This window comes from Actinosynnema sp. NPDC050436 (genome assembly GCF_040655415.1).
Classification (GTDB): Bacteria; Actinomycetota; Actinomycetes; order Mycobacteriales; family Pseudonocardiaceae; genus Actinosynnema.
This window is the reverse complement of sequence record NZ_JBFAJV010000002.1, coordinates 712,139-733,453: the sequence shown is the minus strand read 5'-3', so window position 1 is coordinate 733,453 and position 21,315 is coordinate 712,139. Positions and strand designations below refer to the sequence as shown.

The 21,315-nt window shown below is 74.3% G+C and carries 17 protein-coding genes; 8 read left to right on the top strand and 9 right to left on the bottom strand.

What is annotated here, in order from left to right:
- A complete protein-coding gene (locus AB0I60_RS07515) occupies positions 1-804 on the top strand; it encodes a hypothetical protein (protein WP_360726562.1) in 804 nt (267 codons plus the stop codon).
- Between the two features lie 208 nt (positions 805-1,012).
- Here the strand turns inward: AB0I60_RS07515 and AB0I60_RS07510 are convergent, their stop codons facing one another.
- The 3 genes from AB0I60_RS07510 to AB0I60_RS07500 all read right to left on the bottom strand — a co-directional run bounded on the left by AB0I60_RS07510 (position 1,013) and on the right by AB0I60_RS07500 (position 2,871).
- Positions 1,013-1,630 carry a hypothetical protein gene (locus AB0I60_RS07510; RefSeq protein ID WP_360726560.1) on the bottom strand — a complete coding sequence of 206 codons (618 nt, stop codon included), beginning with the start codon at positions 1,628-1,630 and terminating at the stop codon, positions 1,013-1,015.
- Positions 1,631-1,855: 225 nt separating this feature from the next.
- Positions 1,856-2,671 (bottom strand): siderophore-interacting protein, encoded by an 816-nt coding sequence (locus AB0I60_RS07505; RefSeq protein ID WP_360726558.1) that lies wholly within the window; start codon positions 2,669-2,671, stop codon positions 1,856-1,858.
- The gene (locus tag AB0I60_RS07500) at positions 2,668-2,871 is read right to left on the bottom strand and encodes an MbtH family protein (RefSeq protein WP_360726556.1); all 204 of its coding nucleotides are present in this window, start codon (positions 2,869-2,871) and stop codon (positions 2,668-2,670) included. The genes AB0I60_RS07505 and AB0I60_RS07500 overlap by 4 nt, the downstream gene beginning before the upstream one ends.
- A gap of 158 nt (positions 2,872-3,029) precedes the next feature.
- Here AB0I60_RS07500 and AB0I60_RS07495 point away from each other — a divergent pair, with 158 nt between their 5' ends.
- The gene (locus AB0I60_RS07495) at positions 3,030-3,734 is read left to right on the top strand and encodes a protein phosphatase 2C domain-containing protein (protein WP_360726554.1); all 705 of its coding nucleotides are present in this window, start codon (positions 3,030-3,032) and stop codon (positions 3,732-3,734) included.
- A 76-nt stretch (positions 3,735-3,810) separates the two neighbouring features.
- On the opposite strand, the gene AB0I60_RS07490 is transcribed toward AB0I60_RS07495, so the two are convergent.
- Complete coding sequence (locus AB0I60_RS07490) at positions 3,811-5,640, bottom strand: DNA/RNA non-specific endonuclease (protein ID WP_360726552.1); 1,830 nt, start codon at positions 5,638-5,640, stop codon at positions 3,811-3,813.
- Between the two features lie 296 nt (positions 5,641-5,936).
- On the bottom strand, positions 5,937-6,398 hold the full coding sequence (locus tag AB0I60_RS07485; RefSeq protein WP_360726550.1) for a nuclear transport factor 2 family protein: 462 nt from the start codon (positions 6,396-6,398) through the stop codon (positions 5,937-5,939).
- A 366-nt stretch (positions 6,399-6,764) separates the two neighbouring features.
- Here AB0I60_RS07485 and AB0I60_RS07480 point away from each other — a divergent pair, with 366 nt between their 5' ends.
- A complete protein-coding gene (locus tag AB0I60_RS07480) occupies positions 6,765-8,276 on the top strand; it encodes an alkaline phosphatase D family protein (protein WP_360726548.1) in 1,512 nt (503 codons plus the stop codon).
- Positions 8,273-9,475, top strand: coding sequence for a hypothetical protein (locus tag AB0I60_RS07475; protein ID WP_360726546.1), 1,203 nt, complete (start codon positions 8,273-8,275; stop codon positions 9,473-9,475). The genes AB0I60_RS07480 and AB0I60_RS07475 overlap by 4 nt, the downstream gene beginning before the upstream one ends.
- Before the next feature lie 36 nt (positions 9,476-9,511).
- Here the strand turns inward: AB0I60_RS07475 and AB0I60_RS07470 are convergent, their stop codons facing one another.
- Positions 9,512-9,835: an MmcQ/YjbR family DNA-binding protein gene (locus AB0I60_RS07470; protein WP_360726544.1), complete on the bottom strand. Its 324-nt coding sequence runs from the start codon at positions 9,833-9,835 to the stop codon at positions 9,512-9,514.
- Positions 9,836-9,950: 115 nt separating this feature from the next.
- On the opposite strand from AB0I60_RS07470, the gene AB0I60_RS07465 reads away from it, so the two are divergent.
- Positions 9,951-11,018, top strand: a complete 1,068-nt coding sequence (locus AB0I60_RS07465) for an epoxide hydrolase family protein (protein WP_360726542.1) — start codon at positions 9,951-9,953, stop codon at positions 11,016-11,018.
- A gap of 18 nt (positions 11,019-11,036) precedes the next feature.
- Here AB0I60_RS07465 and AB0I60_RS07460 read toward each other — a convergent pair whose 3' ends face one another.
- The 3 genes from AB0I60_RS07460 to AB0I60_RS07450 form a co-directional block, all read right to left on the bottom strand.
- Positions 11,037-15,227 carry a hypothetical protein gene (locus tag AB0I60_RS07460; RefSeq protein ID WP_360726540.1) on the bottom strand — a complete coding sequence of 1,397 codons (4,191 nt, stop codon included), beginning with the start codon at positions 15,225-15,227 and terminating at the stop codon, positions 11,037-11,039.
- Between the two features lie 192 nt (positions 15,228-15,419).
- A complete protein-coding gene (locus tag AB0I60_RS07455; protein ID WP_360726538.1) occupies positions 15,420-16,193 on the bottom strand; it encodes a hypothetical protein in 774 nt (257 codons plus the stop codon).
- Between the two features lie 114 nt (positions 16,194-16,307).
- Positions 16,308-17,477: a saccharopine dehydrogenase NADP-binding domain-containing protein gene (locus AB0I60_RS07450; RefSeq protein ID WP_360726536.1), complete on the bottom strand. Its 1,170-nt coding sequence runs from the start codon at positions 17,475-17,477 to the stop codon at positions 16,308-16,310.
- A gap of 182 nt (positions 17,478-17,659) precedes the next feature.
- Here AB0I60_RS07450 and AB0I60_RS07445 point away from each other — a divergent pair, with 182 nt between their 5' ends.
- The 3 genes from AB0I60_RS07445 (at position 17,660) to AB0I60_RS07435 (ending at position 21,296) form a co-directional block, all read left to right on the top strand.
- On the top strand, positions 17,660-19,057 hold the full coding sequence (locus AB0I60_RS07445; protein ID WP_360726534.1) for a DNRLRE domain-containing protein: 1,398 nt from the start codon (positions 17,660-17,662) through the stop codon (positions 19,055-19,057).
- 68 nt (positions 19,058-19,125) lie between these two features.
- The gene (locus AB0I60_RS07440; protein WP_360726532.1) at positions 19,126-20,337 is read left to right on the top strand and encodes an MFS transporter; all 1,212 of its coding nucleotides are present in this window, start codon (positions 19,126-19,128) and stop codon (positions 20,335-20,337) included.
- Positions 20,334-21,296: a hypothetical protein gene (locus AB0I60_RS07435; RefSeq protein WP_360726530.1), complete on the top strand. Its 963-nt coding sequence runs from the start codon at positions 20,334-20,336 to the stop codon at positions 21,294-21,296. Before AB0I60_RS07440 ends, AB0I60_RS07435 begins: the two co-directional genes overlap by 4 nt.
- The last annotated feature ends 19 nt before the right edge of the window (positions 21,297-21,315 follow it).

Here is a 21,315-nt window from a genome sequence, read left to right as displayed (position 1 = left end):
ATGGACGTCATCCCGACCTTCGGCCCGCTGGTCGCCACCCTGCTGGTCCTGTTCCTGCTCCTGGTCTGGTGGCGGTGGCACCGGGAGCGAAGGGTCCGGCGCGCGCACGCCGAGGCGCTGGCCGCCCTCGCCACCGCCCTCGGCGGGACGGTGGTCGGCCCGGCCGCCGCCCGCGCGTGGTCGGCGGACCTGCGGCCACCGCTGCGGCACGAGACCGGCGGGCTGGTGAACCGGGTCGGCACCGTCCGGCGGGCCCGGTTCGAGACCGCGCTCGACTTCCGGCGGGGCAGGTGGCCGGTGCGCGTCAGCGAGGCGTCGGTGCGCAAGCACGTGGTCACCGCGAGCACGACGACCATCCGCGAGCACCGGGTGGAGGTGGCCGTCGCGGCGCTGCCGGCGCTCAGGCTCTGCCGGCGGGTGCAGGCCGGCGGGCCGGCCGCGTGGCAGGCCGGGGACCCGGGCCCGGCGGCCGAGGTACCGCTGTCCGTCGCGCGGGACGGCCGGCCGTGGCTGCCCGCCGTGCTGCCGGCACCGGCCGACCGCGAGTTCACGGCTTTCACGACCGACCCGCAGGCGGTGGCGCGGGCGTTCACGCCCCAGGTCGCCCAGTGGTTGGTCGATCAGGCGGGCACCGACCCGTTCACCTGCCCGGTGCCGCTCGTGCTGACCGCCGAAGCGGGCCTGGTGTACGCGACGCGGTCCGGCCGGATCGACCCCGCCCACGTCGTGGCCGAGGTCGACCTGCTGCTGGGCCTGCTCGACCGGATGGGCGCGACACCGGCCCACCCACCCGGCCCGGCCTGAAAGAGATCAGGCCCGACGGCCGAGGATCCCCGTCCACGCCTCTTAGGCCGACCGCCGCCACGCCCACCATGACGGCGGTCGGCGCGGCGGTGCCGTCCGTGTGCAACGCGCGCCTCCACGACCCGTCCGCCGACGAACCTCAAGCAGGGACCATCCCGGCGTTGGCAGGTGCAGTCGGCGTGGTGCGGGCCAGCGGCTTCTTCGTGGGTCAGCGCTTGGGGAGGCGGTTCAGGGTTGCTTCCGCGTACTTCGCCGTCGCGTCGCGCAGTCCGTTGGTCCGGTCTGCCGAGTAGCTCGCCGTCTGGCCGGCCGCGACGCGGACCGTGATCAGCACGTTGCCGCGCTGGACCCGTACCTGGAACTGGCCCGGCCGGGCGCCCACCGCGTCGCCGTGGCGCAGCCAGTACGCCTGGTCGCCGTACCCGGGCAGCGGTTGGACGTCGCCGATCTCCGGGTCGGTGGTGTCCTTCGCCTTCTGGTACCTCGCGCGCGTCTTCTCGATGTCGACCTCGAACACGATGTCGGTCACCACGTACCCCACCGGGTACTCCGCGCCGGTGAGCGACTGGGAGCAGGACACCACGTTCGACTCGTTGGACGTGACCCGGGGCTCGCCCGTCGGCTTGCCGAACCGGTCCGCGACGGCGTCGTGGGCCAGGTGCTGGGAGCACGTCGTGGCGATCGGCACGGGCGCCGCGTACTCGCCGGGGCCGGTGGTCGGCACGGCCGAGGACGGCGGCGGGTCGGCGGGCGTGCCGGACGGTGCGCCGGACGAGCAGGAGACCGCCGACAGCGCCGCCACCAGCAGGACCGCAACAGTTCGCATGATCGCGGATGGTAGTGATCCACCCCGCGTCGCAGACCGCTGATCAGCGGTCCGGCAAGTGGCAAACTTCCGCGCTCCCCAGCTTGACGGGGCCGCTCCGGAGCAGCTTCGAAGAGGGCCGCCGACGAGACGGGAGAGCACCGCGACCGCCCGACCCGAGCGGGCGGTCGCGGTGGTTCGGACCGGGGCGCGGACGCCGCCCGGGGACGGCGGTCCGGACCGGGGTCAGTCCTCGTCCTGCTCGTGGTGGTCGAAGTCGACCAGCCCGAGCTTCCAGTACCCGTCGACGTCGTAGGCGTCGCGGTGCAGGCCGCGCTCGTCGCGCAGATGGCGGCGGATCGGCTTGAGGGAGCCCGCCTCGCCGGCCACCCACACGAAACCCTCGCCGTCGGGCAGCACCAGCGCCGCGATCGCGTCGTGCAGCAGGGTCGTGGAACCCGCCGGGGCACCGCCCCGGTGCAGCCAGGTCAGCGCGACATCGGCCTTCGAGGGCAGTTCCTGCTGCTCCGCCTCGTCGGCGACCTCGACGAACGCGAAGACCCGCTCGCCCTCGGCGGCCTCCTCCAGCCAGCGGGCGACGGCGGGCAGCGCGGTCTCGTCGCCCGCGACCACGTACCAGGCCAGGCCCCGGGGCACGAGCACCGAGCCGCGCGGGCCGAGCACGCCCACCGCGTCACCCTCGCGCGCGCCGTCCGCCCAGGTCGAGCCGGGGCCGTCGCCGTGCACCACGAAGTCGACGTCCAGCTCTCCCGCCTCCGCGCGGTACGCGCGGACCGTGTAGTCCCGGAACGTGGGACGCGGCGCGGACGGGTCCCGCTCCAGCCCTTCGGGACCGAGCTTCGGCATGGCCGGCAGGCCGTCGCGCTCGGCCGGGAAGAACAGCTTGACGTGGTCGGCGGGCGCGGCCTCCCGGAAGCCGGCCAGGTCCGGGCCGGCCAACGTCACCCGGACCATGCGCGGCGTGAGCCGGCGGACCGCCTTGACCCGCAGCACGCGGGGCACGAGGTCGTACTGCACGACCTCCGGCGCGGCGACGGTCACTGCGAGTCCGCGAGGCTGCGCGGGCGCAGGTCGGTCCACTCGCGCTCGACGTAGTCGAGGCACGCCTGCCGGGTGTCCGGGCCGTGCGCGGTGTTCCAGCCCGACGGCACCTCGGCGAACTCCGGCCACAGCGAGTGCTGGCCCTCGTCGTTGACCAGCACCAGGAACGTACCGGCTTCGTCGTCGAAGGGATTGGTCACAGCACGACTCCCCATCTCTTTGGTTAGGCTCACCTTACCCAACGAGCAGCCCGCACACCACGAGTGGGACGCCACGCACCACCCGCCGACGACGACCGCACCGCTTCCCACAGCCCGAACCCCCCGGGCCGCCGGCCGTGATCGTCTAACCTCGCCGGGTGAGGACGACGTTCCAGGCCGCCGCCGGCACCGACACCGGGCACCGCTACCACGCGAACTTCGACGTGGTCCACCTCGACCCGTCCCCGCTGCTGGCCGTGGTCGCGGACGGCATGGGCGACGGGCCCGGCAGCGCCGCGGCGGGCCGCACCGCCGTGGACCTGGTGGCGCGCGCGGAACGGTCGGCCGACGGCCTCGCCGCCGCCGTTGCCGCCGCCCAGCGCGAGGTCGGCGAGCACGGCCGGCAGCTCGGCGGCCTGGCCGGCTGCACGCTCACCGCGCTGGTCGAGACGCCGGACGGCACGTGGCTGGCGCACCTCGGCGACTCCCGCGCGTACCGCCTGCGCCGGGGCCTGCTGGAACTGCTCACCGTCGACCACACGATGGCCTGGCTCGGCGCGGTGCACGGCTGGTACCCGTTCGACTCGCCCCAGGCCGCCGCCGCGCGCTACCAGCTGACCCGGTACGTCGGCCACCCGGCGCGACCGGAGCCGGACCTGCTGCGGCTGACCACCGCGCCCGGCGACGTGTACCTCCTGTGCACGGACGGCATCGCGGAGCAGGTCCCCTACCAGGCGATCCACGAGACCCTGTCCCGCCAGGTGCCGCCCGGCGACAAGGTGCGCGCCCTGCTGGCGGCGGCGGACGCGGCCGGCGGCAACGACAACTCCACCGCGATCGTGGTGCACGCCCTGCACGGTTGAGCACCACCGGACAGCGCAAGTCGTCGGGGCGGAACGACCCGCGCGCCCCGTTCTCGTGGGACGCGCGGGTCTGGTCTCACCACCGGATGGCGGCCAGGTCGTCCAGCGGGGCCCGGTCGTCCAGCGATTCGGGCACGGTCAGCGTGTCGGCCGCCCGGAGCGCTTCCGGGAAGGTCAAGCCGCACCGCGCCTCGACCTCCGCCACCGTGACCTGGAAGACCCGGAACTCGTCGAGTTCCAGCGCCTCCACCTGGTTCAGGTTCTGGGTCAGCACGAACGCGCGGGCCTTGAGCGCGCCCTGCTCCACGAACGCGATGACCTTCCAGTACTCCCGGGGCAGCCGCACGCCCCGGAACACCCGGTCGTCGGCCTGGAACACCGGGCCGCCGTAGACGCTGACCCGGAGGTCGTCCACGTCGACGTCGGCGAGGACCGCGTCCTCCAGCCTGCCCCACAGGCCCTGCCTCATGCTCTGGTTGAAGTCGTCCACCTGGGGCGTGATGTTGGTGAAGTAGAAGGAATCCACGTTCGCCTGCTCCGCCTCGGCCTGGCTGCCCCACAACAGGTCCGCGCGCCGCGCCACGTGGCCCCGGTCGAGCCGGTTGCCCTTGTACAGCTCGTCGCCGACCTGGTACCGGCCGGGCAGGCGCGGGTCGAGCACGAACGGGATGCCGGACCGGGGCACCGACTTCAGCGTCCGGCCGTCGACGTTCCAGGCCACCCAGAACGCGAACCGGCGGGACTTGCTCTGCGCCAACGAGAAGTGCGTGTAGTCCACGACCTCCGTGCCGCCGACCACGACCGCGTCGGCCTTGGCCGCCGCGCCGAGCACCGGCACCCCCACCGGCACGCCCAGGAAGTCCGCCGCGAACCCGGACTTCTCCGGCTTCCCACCGGACTTCGGCGGCTTGAGCGTGACACCGAGCTTCTCGAACACCGACTGCGGCAGGCAGGCGAGCGCGTGCTCGTCGGAACTGCCGCCCGCCTCGCCCCCGAAGTGCAGGCCCGCCACCGTCCGGCCGGGTTTCCCGTTGGCGGACTTGAACACCCACACCGCGCCGGAGTCGCCGCCCGCGCTGATCTCGCCACCGGTCGCCGGCTTGGCCGGGTCGGGTCCGATCTCGAAGCAGCCGATCTCCCGGACGCCCACCGAGCCGCCGTAGTCCAGCTTGACCAGGGTGTCCACCCGCCGCACGACCCCGTGCGTGACACCGGTCGTCCGCCCGCTCTTGACGACCTTGTCGCCGATTTCCGGGTCGCCGATCCGATCCACCGTCACGCCGAGTTCCACGATCTCGTTCACGAACGCCCGGCCCTCGACGGTGGCGATCGCGCAGTCGCCGGCCGCGCCGAGGTGCGAGCGGACCAGCGTGCCGAGCCGGTTGCGCTCGACCCGGTTGTCGTCGTGCGGTCCGGGCTGGACGACGGCCTCGCCGACCGCGCCGTGCGACCCGTGCAGCACGTGCCAGTTGGACAGCACGTACGGCGTCCCGTCGACCTGGTCGTAGACGATGCAGCCGACGGTGCCCGCCGCCACCGTGACGTGCCCGACGCTCACCCCCGGCGCGACCGGGTCGACGCGCGACTTGCGGTCGCCGGCGGTCCGCTCGGCGACCACCTGGAAGTTCGTCCGGTAGTCGCGCTGGAGCACGTCGGTGGGTACCTCGACGCCGTCCACGGTGATCGACTCCGGCAGCAGCGCGGTGCCCAGCGCGCCCAGCGCCTCGGGCTCCGCCTTCTGCTTCACGGTGAACTGCACGGCGATCTCGTCGGTCCGCCTGCCGCCCTCGACCTTGTAGCCGATGCCGATCGAGGACACGTTGTCGTCGCGCAGGAATTCCGCGCCCTTGGTGCGCACGAAGCGCCGGAGCGAGGCCGACAGCGTGTCGTCCTTCTTCTTGGCCATGAAGCGCAACCCCCTGTGTGCGCACGTCGGTGCCTTGCTGTCGACAGCCCCCAGGCCGCCGTTAGCCGGCACCCGACCGGTTCACCCGTTCAGCCCAGAACAGCCCGCCGAACGCCCATCCGATCAAGCTTGGCCAAGCAGGGCAACGGAAAGGTCAACTCCGGGCGAACCCCGGATGACCGCCGGCCGGCGCAACGGAGCCGCACCCCCGGGGCGCACACCCGCAAAGTCCACAGTGGACTGAAATCGGCCTCGGCGACGGGGAGGTACCGGGTGCGGAAATCGGCGTCCGGGCACTACGCCTCGAACGCCGCCACGTCCCCCGGTGCCGAGGCGGCCTCGAACACCTCCTCCGTCACGTCCTCGTCGGCCTCGTAGTCCACGACGATCCGCCACCGGTTGTCCGGCTTGCGGCAGAGGACGTGGAACCTGCCGTAGAACACCTTCGGCGTGCCGGCGCGGATCGCGTCGATCCGGAACAGCCCGCGCTCGCTGGCCGCGTCGGCGGACGCGAGCCGCTCGACGAAGCGGAACCGGATGTCGAGCGAGTCGCCGTTCGCGCGCACCCGGTCGAACCACTCCACCATCTGCCGGGCGTAGTCCGAGTAGCCCAGGACCTGTTTCGCCGGGCCGCCCGCGCGGATCAAATCGGGGCTGTGCACCGCCAGGAACGCCGCCGCGTCGAGGTGCCGGTAGGCGCTCCGGAACGGCTCCCACACGTCGTGGTCGAGTTCACGGAACAAGGTCGCCGAGGACATCAGTCGATGGTCTCCATGACATCGGAGGGTAGTCAGGAGGACAGGATCGCGTAACGGGATATTCGGCCGCGCTACGGCGACCCGCCACCTGAGACGAGGTTTCCATCATCGGGACGACGTCGTGGGTCACCCTGTCGACGGCTTGCGCCGCCCGTGGGCTTGGAGGTGGAGGAGTTCTACGACGACGAGAGCGTGCACCGCAGTCCGTAGCGGACCACCCGGTGTACATGTGGTGGATGGCGGGCGCTCACCTCGGCCGTGTACGCATCTAGGAATGCGCCGACCGGGTCGCCACCGACCAGCGAAGCCACTGCACCACCGAGAACAGCGGTCGCGCGCCGTCCTGAAGAGGAGGCACACCGTCTCATGTCCCCACTGACCCGGCGGACGCTGATCGCCGGCGGCATCGCCAGTGCCGGCGCCACGGTCCTCGCTCCCACCACCGCGAACGCCGTCGCCTACCCCTTCACGCTCGGGGTGGCGTCGGGGGAACCCGCCCCGGACGGGTTCGTCGCCTGGACCCGCCTCGCCCCGAACCCGCTCGCCCCGGACGGGCTGGGCGGGATGTCCGCCGCCGACGTCACCGTCGAGTGGCAGGTGTCGGCGGACCAGCGGTTCACCCAGGTCGTCAAGTCCGGCACCGCGACCGCCGTCCGGGCGTGGGCGCACAGCGTGCACGTCGAGGTCACGGGCCTCCAGCCGGGCCGCGAGTACCACTACCGGTTCCGCGCCCTGGGGTTCGTCTCCGGCGTCGGCCGGGCGGTCACCGCACCCGCGCCCGGCACGTCCCCGGCGCTGACCATGCTGTTCACCTCGTGCTCGCACTACGAGGCGGGCTACTTCACCGCCTACCGCCGGATGGCCGAGGAGAACCCGCACCTGGTGCTGCACCTGGGCGACTACCTCTACGAGGGTGCGGCGTCGACCACGAACGTCCGCAAGCACGCCCCGTCCCCGGAGATCTCCGGCCTGGCCGACTACCGGGTGCGGCACGCCCAGTACAAGACCGACCCGGACCTCCAGGCCGCGCACGCCGCCGCGCCCTGGCTGGTGGTCTGGGATGATCATGAATTAGAGAACAACTACGCCAACCTGGTGCGCAACGACAGCTCCCCCGCCGGTGACTTCACGGCGCGGCGCGCGGCGGCGTACAAGGCGTACTACGAGCACATGCCGCTGCGGCCGGCTCAGGCCCCGACTGCGCACAACATGCAGCTCTACCGGCGCGTCCGGTGGGGTTCGCTGGCCACGTTCCACATGCTCGACACCCGTCAGTACCGCGACGACCAGGCGTGCGGCGACGGCACGAAGGTGTGCCCGGAGGCGGACGCCCCGGGCCGCACGCTCACCGGGGCCGCGCAGGAAACGTGGCTGCTGGACGGGATGCGGCAGCGGCTCGGCACCTGGGACTTCCTGGGCCAGCAGGTGTTCTTCGCGCAGAAGCTCGCGTCGGCGGCCGGCGCGAAGTCGATGGACTCGTGGGACGGCTACAGCGCCAACCGCGACCGGCTCCAGCGCGGTTGGGACGCGGCGGGCCTGAAGAACACCGTGGTGCTGACCGGTGACGTGCACCGGTCGTGGGCGAGCAACCTCATGCTGGACTACACCGCGCAGGACCGGGTCGTCGGCACCGAGCTGGTCACCACGTCGGTGACCTCCGGTGGTGACGGCAACGCGGCCGACAACGGCCTGTCCGCGCTCAACCCGCACGTGAAGTTCCACAAGAACCTGCGCGGGTACGTCCGGACCGTCACCACGCCGGACCAGGTCGCCGTCGACTTCCGGTTCGTGGACAAGGTGACCGTGCGGGACTACCCGGTCAAGACGGTGCAGAGCTACGTCGTGCAGGCGGGCAACCCCGGGTTGCAGGCGCCATGAGGAAGATCATCGCACTGGCCGCCGCGCTGCTGCTCGTCACCACGGGCACCACGGGCACCGCGTCCGCCGCGGCAACGTGGACCACCGCCAACTCGACCGCGACCGGCGACCAGGACAACGCCGCCGTGTCCGCCGTGCGCACCGGGTACACGGCCGTCGTGTGGGAGGACGACCGCGACGCCGCGAACCCGGGCGACCCGCTGCACAGCGACGTCTGGCTCCGGCTGTTCGAGGACGGCGTCTCCCGGTACGAGAAGAAGCTGTCGGCCGGCGGCACCGGCGACTGGACGCACGTCCAGCCGGACGTGGCGCTGCACGAGGACGGCAGCGCGGTCGTCGTGTGGTCGGAAGACCCGGACGGCAACGGTTTCTACAACATCGCCGTGCGCGTGGTGCGCCCTGACGGGACGATCGCCGGGTCCACCACGGCCAACGCCTCGGCCGACGGCCAGCAGAGCGTGCCGTCGGTCGCCGCCGACCCGGACGGCGCGGGCTTCGCGGTGGCCTGGGAGGACGACCGGTCCACCACCGAGCCGACCGTGCGGGTGGCGGGCTTCTCCTCCGTGTCGGCCAAGGCGTACGAGGCGCAGGTGCACGCGAACGGCGGGACGCACCGCCGGCCGGACGTCGCCATGGGCGCGGCGGGCAACGCGGTCGTCGTGTGGGACGAGGACGGCGACGGCAACGGCTTCTTCAACGTCGCCCGCAAGGCCCTCACCCCGGCCGGTGGCGTGAAGCTGGCGCAGGCCGGGGTGAACGCCGCCGGCGGCGGGCAGCAGCGGCACGCGTCGGTGGCGGCGAACTTCAACGGCGACTTCGTGGTGGCGTGGGAGACCGACCACACCGGCACGCTCCAGACCGCCGTGCGCTCCTTCACCGCCAACGGAACCGCTTCGTCCACTGTGGACACGCTGGTCGCCGGTTCCGATCCCCGGGCCGGTATCGACGACCAGCGCTCGGCGGTGGTCACGTCCGTGGTCGCGTCGGACGTCGTCACGCAGGGGCTCAACCCGGACGGCTCGGCCGAGGGCCGGCTGCCGCGCCAGGCCACCGTGCAGACCGCCGAGGGGCGGCAGGACGAAGCCGCCGTGGGCGTGGACGCGTGGGGCCTGGTCACCGTGGTGTACACCGACGACCACGACGGCAACGGTTTCGACCAGGTGTACCTGGGAACCGGCTGGCAGAACAGCACGTGGTGACCCGGCGCGGTGCGCCCCCGCCAGGGGCGCACCGCGTCACCCGCCGGGTCGCCCCTCCCCGAACTGCTCCGCCACCCGTTTCGGTGCCTTGCACAGCCACGCCTCGGTCTCCAGTTCGGCGCGTTCGCCCTCCCCGATCCGGTCCAGCCGCACGAGCACGGCGGCGTACCCGTCGAAGTGCGGGGTGGTGAAGCAGACGTCCGGGTCGTCGGCCGGCAGCGCTTCCTTCACGCCCGGGTCCGGCACGCTCGCGCCGAGCCAGTCCCCCACCCGCCAGGCGGTCAGCCCGCCGTGCGACGGGCGTTCGGTGACGTCGGGCAGCGCTGTCGCCGGTCGGCGCACGTCGTCCCAGGTGGCCATGCCGAACGACAGCCCGTCGCCCGGCCGGTCCGCGCTTCTCGGAAAACCATTGGCAAGCCCAACGACTGTGGATAACGTTGGCGTCGCCAACATTGGCGTGGCCAACGGAGTCGACGTGATCGAGCCCTTCACCCTGCACGTCCCCCGAGCCGACCTGGACGACCTGCGCGACCGGCCGGCCCGCACCCGCCGGCCGGAGGAGGAACCCGGCGAGGGGCACGGCCTCCCGCTCGCCCGCGCCCGCGAGCTGGTCGAGCGCTGGCAGGCGTTCGACTGGCGGGCCCAGGAGGCGGCGCTCAACGCGTGGCCGCAGCACACCACCACGATCGACGGGCAGCGGGTGCACTTCCTGCACGTCCGCTCGCCGCGCGCGGACGCCCTGCCGCTGGTGCCGACGCACGGGTGGCCCAGTTCGGTGCTGGACTCCCTGGACGTCCTGGAGCCGCTGTCCCGGGACTTCCACCTGGTCGTCCCGTCCATCCCCGGCTTCGGCCCGTCCGGTCCGACGCACGACGCCGGCTGGGGCGTCGAGCGGGTCGCCCGCGCGTGGGCGGAGCTGATGGACCGGCTGGGGTACCGGCGCTACGGCGCGCAGGGCGGCGACCGGGGTTCCGGGATCAGCCTGGCGCTGGGCGCGGTCGCGCCGGGCGCGGTGGTCGGCGTGCACGTGAACTACCTGCCCACTCCCCCGCCGCACAGCACCGAGGGGCTGTCCGCGCGCGACGTCGAGCGGGTCCGGGCCGTCGAGCGGTTCCTCGCGCAGGGGCCCGCCTACCAGCTCCTGCACGCCACCCGCCCGCAAACCGTGGCCTACGGGCTCACCGACTCGCCGGTCGGCCTGCTCGGCTGGGTGGCCGACAGGGTCGACGAGTGGCTCGACCCCGCGTCCGGGGTGCACGACGACCGGCTGATCGCGTCCGTCGCCCTGTACTGGCTGACCGGCACCGCCGGGTCCGCGCTGCGGATCGCCCGCGAGACGCCACCCGGCCCGGTCCGGTGCCCGGTGCCGCTGGGCGTGGCGGTGTTCCCGCACGACATCGTCCTGGCGGTGCGCGGGGTCGCGGAGCGGGTGTTCGACGTGCGGCGGTGGACCGAGTTCGACCGGGGCGGCCACTTCCCCGCCCTGGAGGTGCCGGACCTGCTGGTGGCGGACGTGCGCGCGTTCTTCGCCGGACTCCGGTGACCCCGGGGCCGCCGGCCGTCACGGGTCGGCGCGGGGCGGCTCGTCGGGCCGGGCGGCGCAGACGGTGAACTCCTCGTGCACGGCCAGCGCCGCCGCCGGGGACAGGGCGCACAGGTCGGCGAGCGCGGTCGTCCAGTGGGCGACCTGCAACGCCCGCGCCGCGTAGCCGCCCGCCTGCGCCGACCCGCGTTCGGCCAGGTCCCGCGCCAGTCGCATGGACGCGACGCTGTGCAGCTCGGCGGATCCGATCGACTGCACCACCCGTGCCGCCCGGTCGTGCGCGCCCGCCCCGGTGAGCACCTCCGCCACCAGCACCCGCACCCGGTCGGGGACCATCGACCCGGGGACGGTGCCGACCAGGGCGGCGGCCCGCTCGTGGTGCCCCGCACGGGCCAGGGACGCCGCGACGTGCACCAGCGCCGACTCCCAGCGGTGGAAGTCGGGTGTCGCGCGGGCGACCTCCTCGGCGCGGTCGCACCGCCCCGCCTTGGCCAGGACCCGGGCGGCGGACGCGCGCACCTCGTCCCGGCCCCTGGTCCACTCGCGCCGGTCCACCGCCGCCAACGCTTCTTCCGCGATCTCCTCGGCCTGGACGTCGTGCCCGGTGTCCGCCAGGGTTTCCGCGACCAGCGCCAGCGCGGGCGCGCGGCGGTCCGGCGCGGTGATCGCGCGGGCCGCCCCGACCGCCCGGTCGTGGTGCCCCTGGCGGGCGAGCACCTCGGCGACCGCCTCCAGCGCCGCGTGCCGCAGGTCGGCGTCGGTGATCGCGCCGGCCGCCTCGACCGCGCCGTCCGGGCGGTGCGCGCCGGCCAGCGCGCGGGCGATCGACGTCAGCGCCGCGTGCTGCTGGTCGGTGACCGCGTGCGCCGCCTCGACCGCCCGGTCGGGGTCCCCGGCGGCGAAGAACGCCTTGGCGATCGCCATCAGGGCGCGGTTCACGTGGTCGAACGCCTTGATGGCCAGGTAGCCCGGTCGGGCGCGGGACGGGCCGGCAGCCAGCGCCTCGTCCACGAGCCGCCGGGCGCGGTCGGGGTGGCCGGCGTCGGCGAGGGAGCCGGCGACGGAGGACAGGGCCGCGTGCCGGCGGTCGGGGTCGGCGATGGCGCGGGCGGTCTGCGCGGCCCGGTCGTGCCGCCCGATGCCGGCCTGCGCGTCGGCGATGGCGGCCAGCGCGCCGTCACCCCGGACGGACGTGCCGGTGAACGCCCGCGACTCGCGCAGCGCCTCCTCCAGCAGCCGTTCGGCGTCGTCCGGGGAGCCCGTCGCCGCCAGTTCCCCGGCGATCGAGGTCAGCGCGAGCACCTGCTCGTCGTGGTCGGGCACGGCCCGCGCCACGCGCCCGGCGCGGTCGGCCTGCCCGGTCCGCACCAGGGCGACCACGATCGCCGTCACGGCGCGGTGGCGGCGCGGCGAGGTCCCGGCGGTCGCGTCCGCCGCGCGCAGCACCTCGTCCAGGAGCTGCCGGGCCCGCTCGTGCTGCCCGGCGTCGGCCAGCGAGCGGGCGATGCCGACCAGCGCGGCGTCACGCCGGTCGGGGTCGGTGACGGCGTGCGCGGCGGCGACCGCCCGGTCGTGCCACCCGGCCTCGGCGAGGGTCCTGGCGACCAACACCAGCGTGCCGGTCCTCCGGTCGCGCTCGGAGACGGCGTGCGCGGCCCGCACCGCCTGGTCGTGCCGCCCGGCCTCGGCCAGCGCCTTCGCCACCGCCGTCACGGTGCGGTCGTGCCGGTGCAGGTCGGTGATGGCGCGGGCGGCGGCGACGGCCCGGTCGCCGTGCCCGGCCTTGGCCAGCGCCTTGGCGATCGTGGCGAGCGCCGGGTCGTGCCGCTGCGGGGCGGTGACGGACCGGGCGGTGGCCACGGCCTCGCCGAGCAGCTCCCGCGCGCGGTCGGCGTCGCCCACGTCCAGCGCCGCCCCGGCCGCCGCCGCCAGCGCCGCGCTCCGCCGATCGGGGTCGCCGGTGGACCGGGCCGTCGCCACGGCCTCGCCGAGCAGTTCGCGCGCCTGGTCGGCGTCCCCCGCGCGCAGCGCCGTCCGGGCCGCCGCCGCGAGCAGCGGCCCCCGTCCGGCGAGCCGCGCGATCGAACGGACGGCGCGCACCGCTTCGCCCACGAGCTGCCCGGCGCTGTCCCGGTCCTCCGCGTCGACCGACGCGCCGGCGACCGACAGCAGCGCCTCGGCCCGCTGGTCGGAGCCCGGGATGGCGCGGGCGACCGCCCCGGCCCGCCGCCGGTGACCCGCCCGCGCCAGGGCGCCCGCCACGGACACCCGGGTCAGGTCGTGCCGGTCGGCGTGGCTGATCGAGGCGGAGACCCGGTGGGCCTCGCCCGCCGCCTCGCCGGCCCGGTCCGCCCGGCCGGCCGCCGCCAGCAGCCCGGTGAGCGCGCACAGCGCGGTGCACCGCAGGTAGGGGTCGACGATCTTGCGGGCGAGCCGCCCGGCCCCGTCGAACAGTGCGGTCGCCCGGTGCCGGCGCCCGGGGCCGTCCAGCGCGAGCGCCACCGACGCCAGCGCCACCGCGCGGTGGTCGGAGCCGGTGATCGACCGGGCGACCCGCAGCGCCCCGGTCACGTCACCGGCCTCGGCCAGCGCCGAGGCCAGCCGCGCCGACACGGCGTTGCGCCGGTCGTGGTGGACGATGCCGGCCGAGGTCTTCAGCGCGTCCTCCAGCAGGCACCTCGCCTGCTCGGCGCGACCGGCGGCGGTCAGCGCCTCGGCCACCGGCACCAGCGCCGAGCTGCCCCGGAACGGGTCCGGGATCGAGCGGGCGAGCGCGGTCGCGCGGTGCGGGTGGCCCAGCCGCAGCCACAGCACGGGCACGTCCGGCGGGATGTGGGTGTTGCGGTCGGCGAGGTGGTCGCGGTGCACGGCCAGGCGGCCGGCGGCGACCAGGTCGGGCGCGTCCAGGGCGACCTGCGCGTCCAGCGTGGCGGTGACCTGGACCAGCGCCGCGTTGTCGCCACCGGTCCGCTCGAACAGCCGGTCGTGGCGGGCCAGGTCGGTGCCCAGCCCGGTGGCCCCGACCAGGTCGCCGGCCGCGAGCAGCATCGTGTGGTGGCCGCGCAGCAGGTACTCCGGCGCGTCCGGCGGCCAGCGCCGGTCGCGGTGCTGCGCCGCCCAGCGGTCGACGCGCTCCCGGTAGGCGGCCAGCCGGCTCGGGCCGAGCATGTCGACGGCGGTGACCTGGAGGTCCTCGTGGGCCAGCAGGTAGACCTCGGGGCCGGGGCCCAGGTCGCTGTCGCGGCGGGTGAAGCTGCGGCCGGTCACCGTGTCGAGGTGGTCGCGCACCTCCCACTCGCCGGTCCCGGTCAGCCCGGCCAGGTCGCGGGAGGTCAGCCCGCCGCCGGCGGCCACCAGCAGGCCGAGCACGTCCTGCTCGACGGCGCTGCCGCCCAGCAGGCGCTTGAGGTCGCGCTCCATCTCCGCGCGCACCGCGCGCGCCTGCGGCGAGGCCGCCAGCGCCCGCACGGTCGCCGGGTCGCGCAGCGGGTGGTCGGCGGGCACGTCGCCGGGCACCGGCGGGTCCGGCCGCCCGGTCACCACCACCCGGAGCCCGGCCACCGGCCGCGCGGGCAGCAGGGCGGCGATGCTGTGCGAGTCGGGCCCGGTGGTGACGCCGCGGTCCTCGTCCAGGCCGTCCACCACCAGCACCAGGTGCTCGCCGCGCGCCCGGCACAGCGCCGCCGCCTCCTCCAGCAGGCCCAGCAGGTGCGCCTCGCGGGTGGCCGGGGTGAGGAACGGCGGCACCTCCTCGCCGAGCAGGGTGAGCAGCTGTTCCAGCACGTTGTCGACGAACGCGGTCCGGTCGGCCTGCCCGGCGAGGCGGGCCGTGATGAAGAACGACACCACCCGGGCACCGGCCGGCGGGTGCAGCGCGAACCACGACAGCAGCGCGGACTTCCCGGCCCACGCCCCCGCCCGCCACCACCCGTAGGGCCCTGCCGCCGGGCGGGTGCAGAAGGCGGCGAGGTCGGCCAGTTCGGCGTCCCGCCCGACCAGCTCCGACGGGGCGATGCGCATCACCTGGTGGCGGTACCGGGTGCGCACCGCGCCGCCGGTCCGCAAGTTCACCTCGCCGACGACCACATCCCGCGCGGCCTGGATCACGACGCCGGACGCCGCCGCCTCGGCCGACTGCACGGGCCGCGCCGACGCCGGCCCGCCGGACCCCGGGTCGGCATCCCCGTCCGCCTGATCACCTTCCACCACAGCGCAATCATTCACCCCACGACGTCCCGGTCAAGGCTCCGCCCGCGCAGAACCGTTGTCCCGCCTGGCAATCCGCAGGATTGCGGACGGCAGGAGGGGCGTGCGACACCGGGACGCGCGGATCGCGCGTCGAGCGGTCGGCACGTCCCGGGCGCGCGGATCCGTTGCGCTGCCGTCCATTCCGCACGTGGTTCAGGCCGGGCGGGGACCGGCCACCAGCTCGCCCAACCGCACGACGGACAGCTCCACCTGGCTCTGCCCCTCCGTCCAGTGGGCGACCACCGAGCAGCCCTGCTCGCCGAGCAGGTCACCCCCCTCCCGGTCCGCGCCGCAGAAGATCAGGCCCTCCTGGCCGTCGGTGCAGAAGTAGGCGAGGTGGGCGCGCAGGGCGGGGTCGCCCACCCGCTCCAGCGCCTCCTGCCAGTCCTCGTCGGCGTCCCACTCCGGCTGGAGCAGGCCCTCCGGGCGGTCCCCGAGCGAGAGCGCGACGCGCATCCCGTCGAACAGCGTGCCGTCCGAGGCCAGTCGTGCGTGGACGACCGACCAGCGGCCGGCCCAGGCGTCGTCGGCGAGGTCGACGCCGTGCCGGTCCAGCAGCACCGCCAGGTCCGCACCGCGCACCAGGTGCCTGGCGAAGGACGCCTCGGCCACGTCCGCGACGAACGCCGGGTCGGCCGCGCTGCCCCGGAGGTCGAGTTCGAAGATCGAGCCGGCGGCGTCGAGTCGCGGTGCCGCGTCGTCGGTCAGGGCGATGTCCCAGACGACCGGTTCGGCACCGCTGAGCGCCACCGGGCGGACCCAGGCCGGGTCGCGGCCGAACTCCAGCTCGTAGATGAGGTTGCCCTCCAGGAAGGTGGCGTAGACGGCGTCGGCCGGGTAGTCCGACAGGGGTCGCCGAAGCAGGATCTCGAACGCTTCGGTGAGCTGTCGCCGCCAGTCCCCGGGCAGCACGGGTGCAGTTGTCACGCGGGGAACCGTAGAGTCCGGAGTCGATCTTCGTGAGGTGAACGCGAAAGAAATTCCGATCGCCGTCGCGACGACCGCCACCACCCGGCGCGGCGGTTCCCCGCGCACGAGCGGTCACCGCCCGGTGCGCCCGACCTCCGCGAACCGGATGCCCGCCGCGACCAGCCGCGCGGTCAACGCGTCGCCCATCGCCACCGCCGTCGTCACCTGGCCCCGCACGTCCGGCAGGTGGTCGAAGGCCAGGCACAGCGCGGACTCGCCGAGCATCTTCGCCGTCTCGCCGTACCCGGGATCGCCGCCGGACACCTCGGTGACCACGCGCCGGCCGCCGCCCTCGCCGAGGAACCGCACGCGGAACCACGAGCCGGCGCGCTCCGCCTCGGACGGTCCCTCGCCGGGCTTCCTGCGCTCCAGCAGCCACTTCCGGGCGGGTGCCACCTGGGCCAGCGCCACCAGCGCGCCCACCCCGCCGGCCAGGCCCACGGCCGAGGGCAGCCGCCGCACCGCGATCTCGTGGCTGTAGCGGAACTCCGGCCCGTAGCGGTCCAGCGCCGCCGCCGACCGCAGCACCACCTGCGGGTCGATGGTCGGCGCGGGCAGCACCCACGCCCGGACCCGCCGGTCGTAGCGGGGCACGCCGACCCGCCCGCGCACGACCCGGCCGGCCGGCCGCCCCTCCACCCGCCGGCGGGCGCGGGCGGCTCGCGCCGACGCCCCGAGCCGGGAGAACGCCGTGACCGCCGAGTGGAAGGTGCCGCCGGAGAACGTGGCGGACGCGCTGACGAAGCCCTCCACGGAGATCGGCACGCCCTCGGGCAGCCGCTGCACGGTGAAGTGCGCGCCGAGGTCGTGCGGGACCGAGTCGAACCCGCACGAGTGCACCAGCCGCGCGCCGCTGGCCTCGGCCGCCGCGTGGTGGCGCAGGTAGGTCCGGTCGACGAACTCGGGCTCACCGCACAGGTCGACGTAGTCGGTGCCCGCGCGGGCGCACGCCGCCACCAGCCCGTCGCCGTACCGGACGTACGGTCCGACCGTCGTGGCGACGACCCGCGCCGACTCCGCGACGGCCCTCAGCGACCGGTCGTCGTCGACGTCGGCCGAGAGCAGGTCGATCCCACCCACCCCGGGGTCGATCGCGGCCAACCGGTCGCGCACCGCCGCGAGCTTCGCCGGACTGCGCCCCGCCAACGCCCACCGGAAACCCTCCGGCGCGTGCGCGGCCAGGTACTCCGCCGTCAGCCCGCCCGTGAAGCCGGATGCCCCGAACAACACCACGTCGTACATCCGCCGCCTTCCCGAACTCCGTCACCTTGCCCAACGACCGCAAGTATGCGGAGTAACGCAGCGGACAACGGCGTTCGGCCGGCGTTCACCACATCGCCCCCACGCGCTCACCCGACCGTGCCCGCGCGTCCCTACCGTCTGCCAGGCCCTTGTCCCGAACTCAGCGAGCGAAGGGTCTCGACATGTCTCGTCGCAGGGCCTCCAGCGCGGTGATCGCCTTAGGCGTCCTCACCGCGACCACCCTCACCACCGTCGCCTGGTCCGACAACGCCCCCGCCGCGTCGGCCGCCACCACCACCTTCACCGCGTCCGCCGACACCTACGTCGACAACTCCGCGACCGGGACCAACTTCGGTGCGTCCGGTCAGCTCGGCGTGGACGGCTCGCCGGTCAAGCGCCTGTTCCTCAAGTTCGGCGTCACGGGCGTCTCCGGCGCGGTGACCGGTGCCAAGCTGCGGCTGCACACCGACGACGTGTCCGGGGCGCAGAGCCCGGAAGGCGGCACGGTCGCGCCGACGACCGACAGCACGTGGTCGGAGACCGGTCTGACCTGGAACAACCAACCCGCGATCGACGGCCCCGCGCTCGGCTCACTCGGCGCGGTGTCCCGCAACACCTGGTACGAGGTCGACGTCACCCCCCACGTCACCGGCAACGGGACGTTCGGCTTCGGCGTGACCTCCTCGGGCAGCGACGGTGCCGACTACGACTCGCGCGAGACGGGCGCGACCGCGCCGCAGCTCGTCATCACCTCCGGCACGGCGCCGACCACGACCACCACGCCGCCGCAGTCCGGTGACCCGGTGTTCGTCGGCGCGGGGGACATCTCGAACTCCGGATCGGGCGACAGCGCGACAGCCGCGCTGCTGGACAACATCGCCGGGACCGTCTGGACCACCGGCGACAACGTGTACGACAACGGCACCGCGACCGAGTTCGCCAACTACTACAACCCGACCTGGGGCAGGCACAGGGCGCGTACGCGACCGTCGCCGGGCAACCACGACTACAACACCAGCGGTGCGACCGGCTACTACGGGTACTTCGGCGCGCAGGCAGGCCCCGCCGGCCAGGGCTACTACTCGTTCGACCTGGGCAACTGGCACATCGTCTCGCTGAACTCCAACATCGGCATGACGGCGGGTTCGGCCCAGGAGACGTGGCTGCGCAACGACCTGGCGGCGAGCACGAAACCGTGCACGGCGGCCTACTGGCACCACCCGCTGTTCACGTCGGGCGCGAACCACGCCCCGTCGACCGCCACCCGCCCGCTGTTCCAAGCACTCTACGACTACAACGCCGACGTGGTGCTGTTCGGCCACAACCACCAGTACGAGCGCTTCGCGCCGCAGAACCCGAGCGGCGCACTCGACAACACCCGGGGCATCCGGACCTTCGTCGCCGGAATGGGCGGTGCCAGCCACTACAGCTTCGGCACGATCAAGCCCAACAGCGAGGTGCGCAACAGCAACACCTACGGCGTGCTGAAACTGACCCTGCACAGCACCAGCTTCGACTGGCAGTTCGTGCCCGAGGCGGGCAAGTCCTTCACCGACAGCGGCACCACCGCCTGTCACTGATCCCGGCCGCCGCACCCGGCCTCCGGCCGGGTGCGGCACCCCGCGCGCCCGGAAAGGAAGGTCCTGCCGTGTACCTGTCCACCATCGACCGGCCGAAGACCGGTGGCTGGAAAGGCGTCAACGCCACCGTGTTCGCGCTCGGCGCGGTCAGCCTGGTCACCGACGTCTCCTCCGAGATGGTCACCGCCGTCCTGCCGCTCTACCTCGTCGTCGGCCTCCAGCTGAGCCCCGCCGCGTACGGCGTGGTCGACGGGGTCTACACCGGGGCCACCACCCTCCTGCGACTCGTCGGCGGCTACCTGGCCGACCGGACCACCAAGCGGAAAGCCGTGGCGGCTCTCGGGTACGGGCTCTCCGCAGTCGCCAAGCTCGGCCTGCTGGCGGCCGGCACGTCCACCGCGCTGCTCGGCGCGGTGATCACCGCCGACCGGGCGGGCAAGGGTCTGCGCACCGCGCCGCGCGACGCGCTCATCACGCTGTCCACCCCGGCCGGCGACCTCGGGCGGGCGTTCGGCGTGCACCGGGCGATGGACGGCATCGGCGCGTTCATCGGGCCGCTGGTGGCCTTGGCGGTGCTCGCGGCGGCGGCCGAGTCGTTCGACGCGGTGTTCGTCACCAGCTTCTGCGTCGCGGCGCTGGGCGTGGTCATCCTGGTGGTCTTCGTGCGCGACCACCGGTCCGCCGTGCCCACCAGCCCCGTCCGACCGGCTGCCGCAGCAGGTCTGCTGCGGGACAAGCAGGTTCGGCGGCTGGTGCTGGCCGCGTCCGTGCTGGGCCTGGCCACCATCGGCGACGGTTTCGTGTACCTGTTGTTGCAGAAGCGGGAGGGACTCGCGTTCGGCTGGTTCCCGCTGCTGGCCGTCGGCACGAGCCTGGTGTACCTGCTGCTGGCCGCACCGCTGGGCGCGCTGGCCGACCGCGTCGGCCGACTGCCCGTCGTGCTGGGCGGCTACGGCGCACTGATCGCGGTCTACCTGCTGATCTTCGGCCCGCTCGGCGGGTGGCCGTTGGTGGCGGCCGTCCTGGTCCTGTACGGGGTTTTCTACGCCGCGACGGACGGCGTGCTGATGGCCCTGGCCGGCCCCGTGCTGCCTGAGGAGCTGCGCACCACCGGGATCGCGCTGATCCAGAGCGGGCAGGCGCTGGCCTACCTCGGTTCGTCGGTGCTGTTCGGCCTCGCCTGGCAGTTCTGGGGACCGGAGACCGCCACCCGGCTCGCCGCCGTCGGGGTGGCCCTCGCCCTCGCCGCCACCGCCGCGCTGTTGGGGCGTCGCAGGTGACCGCCGCGTCCACCCGCGCCCGGATCACCGTCACCGCCGTCGCGGCCGTGCTGCTGGGCGGGGTCGCGGTCGGCTACACCGCCCTGTCGGCCCCGCCCGAACCCGACGTCGAGTCCGGTGCCGTCACCGGGCCGCGCGTGCAGGTGCTCACCAACGGCCGGTTGTCGGCGGTCTCCCGCACCGACCCCTCCGGGCCGCGCGAGGTGACCGAGGAGCGCTGCGACCGCGCGTACACCGCCGGCGGGACGACCGCGTGCCTGCGCCCGGTCGGCGCGCTGAAGGCCGGCGAGCTGGCCGTGCTCGGCCCCGGGCAGCGCGAACTGGTCACCGTGCCGCTGACCGGTTTCCCCAACCGCGCCCGGGTCTCGGCCAGCGGGCGGATGGTGGCGTGGACGTTGTTCGTGGACGGTCACTCGTACGCGGCCAACGGCTTCTCCACCGCCACCGGCATCTTGGACCTCAAGACCGGCACGCAGGTCGCGTCACTGGAGGAGTTCACGTCCTCCGTAGACGGTCGACCGGTGCAGGCGGCGGACCGGAACTACTGGGGCGTCACGTTCAGCGCCGACGACAACAGGTTCTACGCCACCATGTCGACCGGCGGCCACCGCTACCTCGTGGAAGGGGACTTCGCGGCGCGGACGGTGAAAGCGTTGGCGGACAACGTCGAATGCCCGTCGCTGTCACCGGACGGCAGGCGGATCGCGTACAAGGCGGCCGTCGGCGGCGACCCGCAACAGGGGTGGCGGCTGTCGACCATGGACCTGGCGACGCGCGAGGTCACGCCGCTGGCCGAGACGCGCAGCGTGGACGACCAGCCCACGTGGCTGGACGAGAACACGATCGCCTACGGGGTGCAGCGCGGTGACGGCGTGAACGACGTGTGGACCGTGCCCGCCGACGCGACCGGCGCACCCGACGTGCTGGCCCGGGAGGCCAACTCGCCCGCTCCCCTCTGAGCACCGGCGCGGCGGCCGG

What these genes read in the sequence shown, in the direction of transcription:
- AB0I60_RS07480 (WP_360726548.1), top strand. Translation starts at nt 6,765, where the DNA reads ATGTCCCCACTGACCCGGCGGACGCTGATCGCCGGCGGCATCGCCAGT.
- AB0I60_RS07450 (WP_360726536.1), bottom strand. Translation starts at nt 17,477, where the DNA reads ATGTACGACGTGGTGTTGTTCGGGGCATCCGGCTTCACGGGCGGGCTG.
- AB0I60_RS07470 (WP_360726544.1), bottom strand. Translation starts at nt 9,835, where the DNA reads ATGGCCACCTGGGACGACGTGCGCCGACCGGCGACAGCGCTGCCCGAC.
- AB0I60_RS07490 (WP_360726552.1), bottom strand. Translation starts at nt 5,640, where the DNA reads ATGGCCAAGAAGAAGGACGACACGCTGTCGGCCTCGCTCCGGCGCTTC.
- AB0I60_RS07510 (WP_360726560.1), bottom strand. Translation starts at nt 1,630, where the DNA reads ATGCGAACTGTTGCGGTCCTGCTGGTGGCGGCGCTGTCGGCGGTCTCC.
- AB0I60_RS07485 (WP_360726550.1), bottom strand. Translation starts at nt 6,398, where the DNA reads ATGTCCTCGGCGACCTTGTTCCGTGAACTCGACCACGACGTGTGGGAG.
- AB0I60_RS07475 (WP_360726546.1), top strand. Translation starts at nt 8,273, where the DNA reads ATGAGGAAGATCATCGCACTGGCCGCCGCGCTGCTGCTCGTCACCACG.
- AB0I60_RS07515 (WP_360726562.1), top strand. Translation starts at nt 1, where the DNA reads ATGGACGTCATCCCGACCTTCGGCCCGCTGGTCGCCACCCTGCTGGTC.
- AB0I60_RS07445 (WP_360726534.1), top strand. Translation starts at nt 17,660, where the DNA reads ATGTCTCGTCGCAGGGCCTCCAGCGCGGTGATCGCCTTAGGCGTCCTC.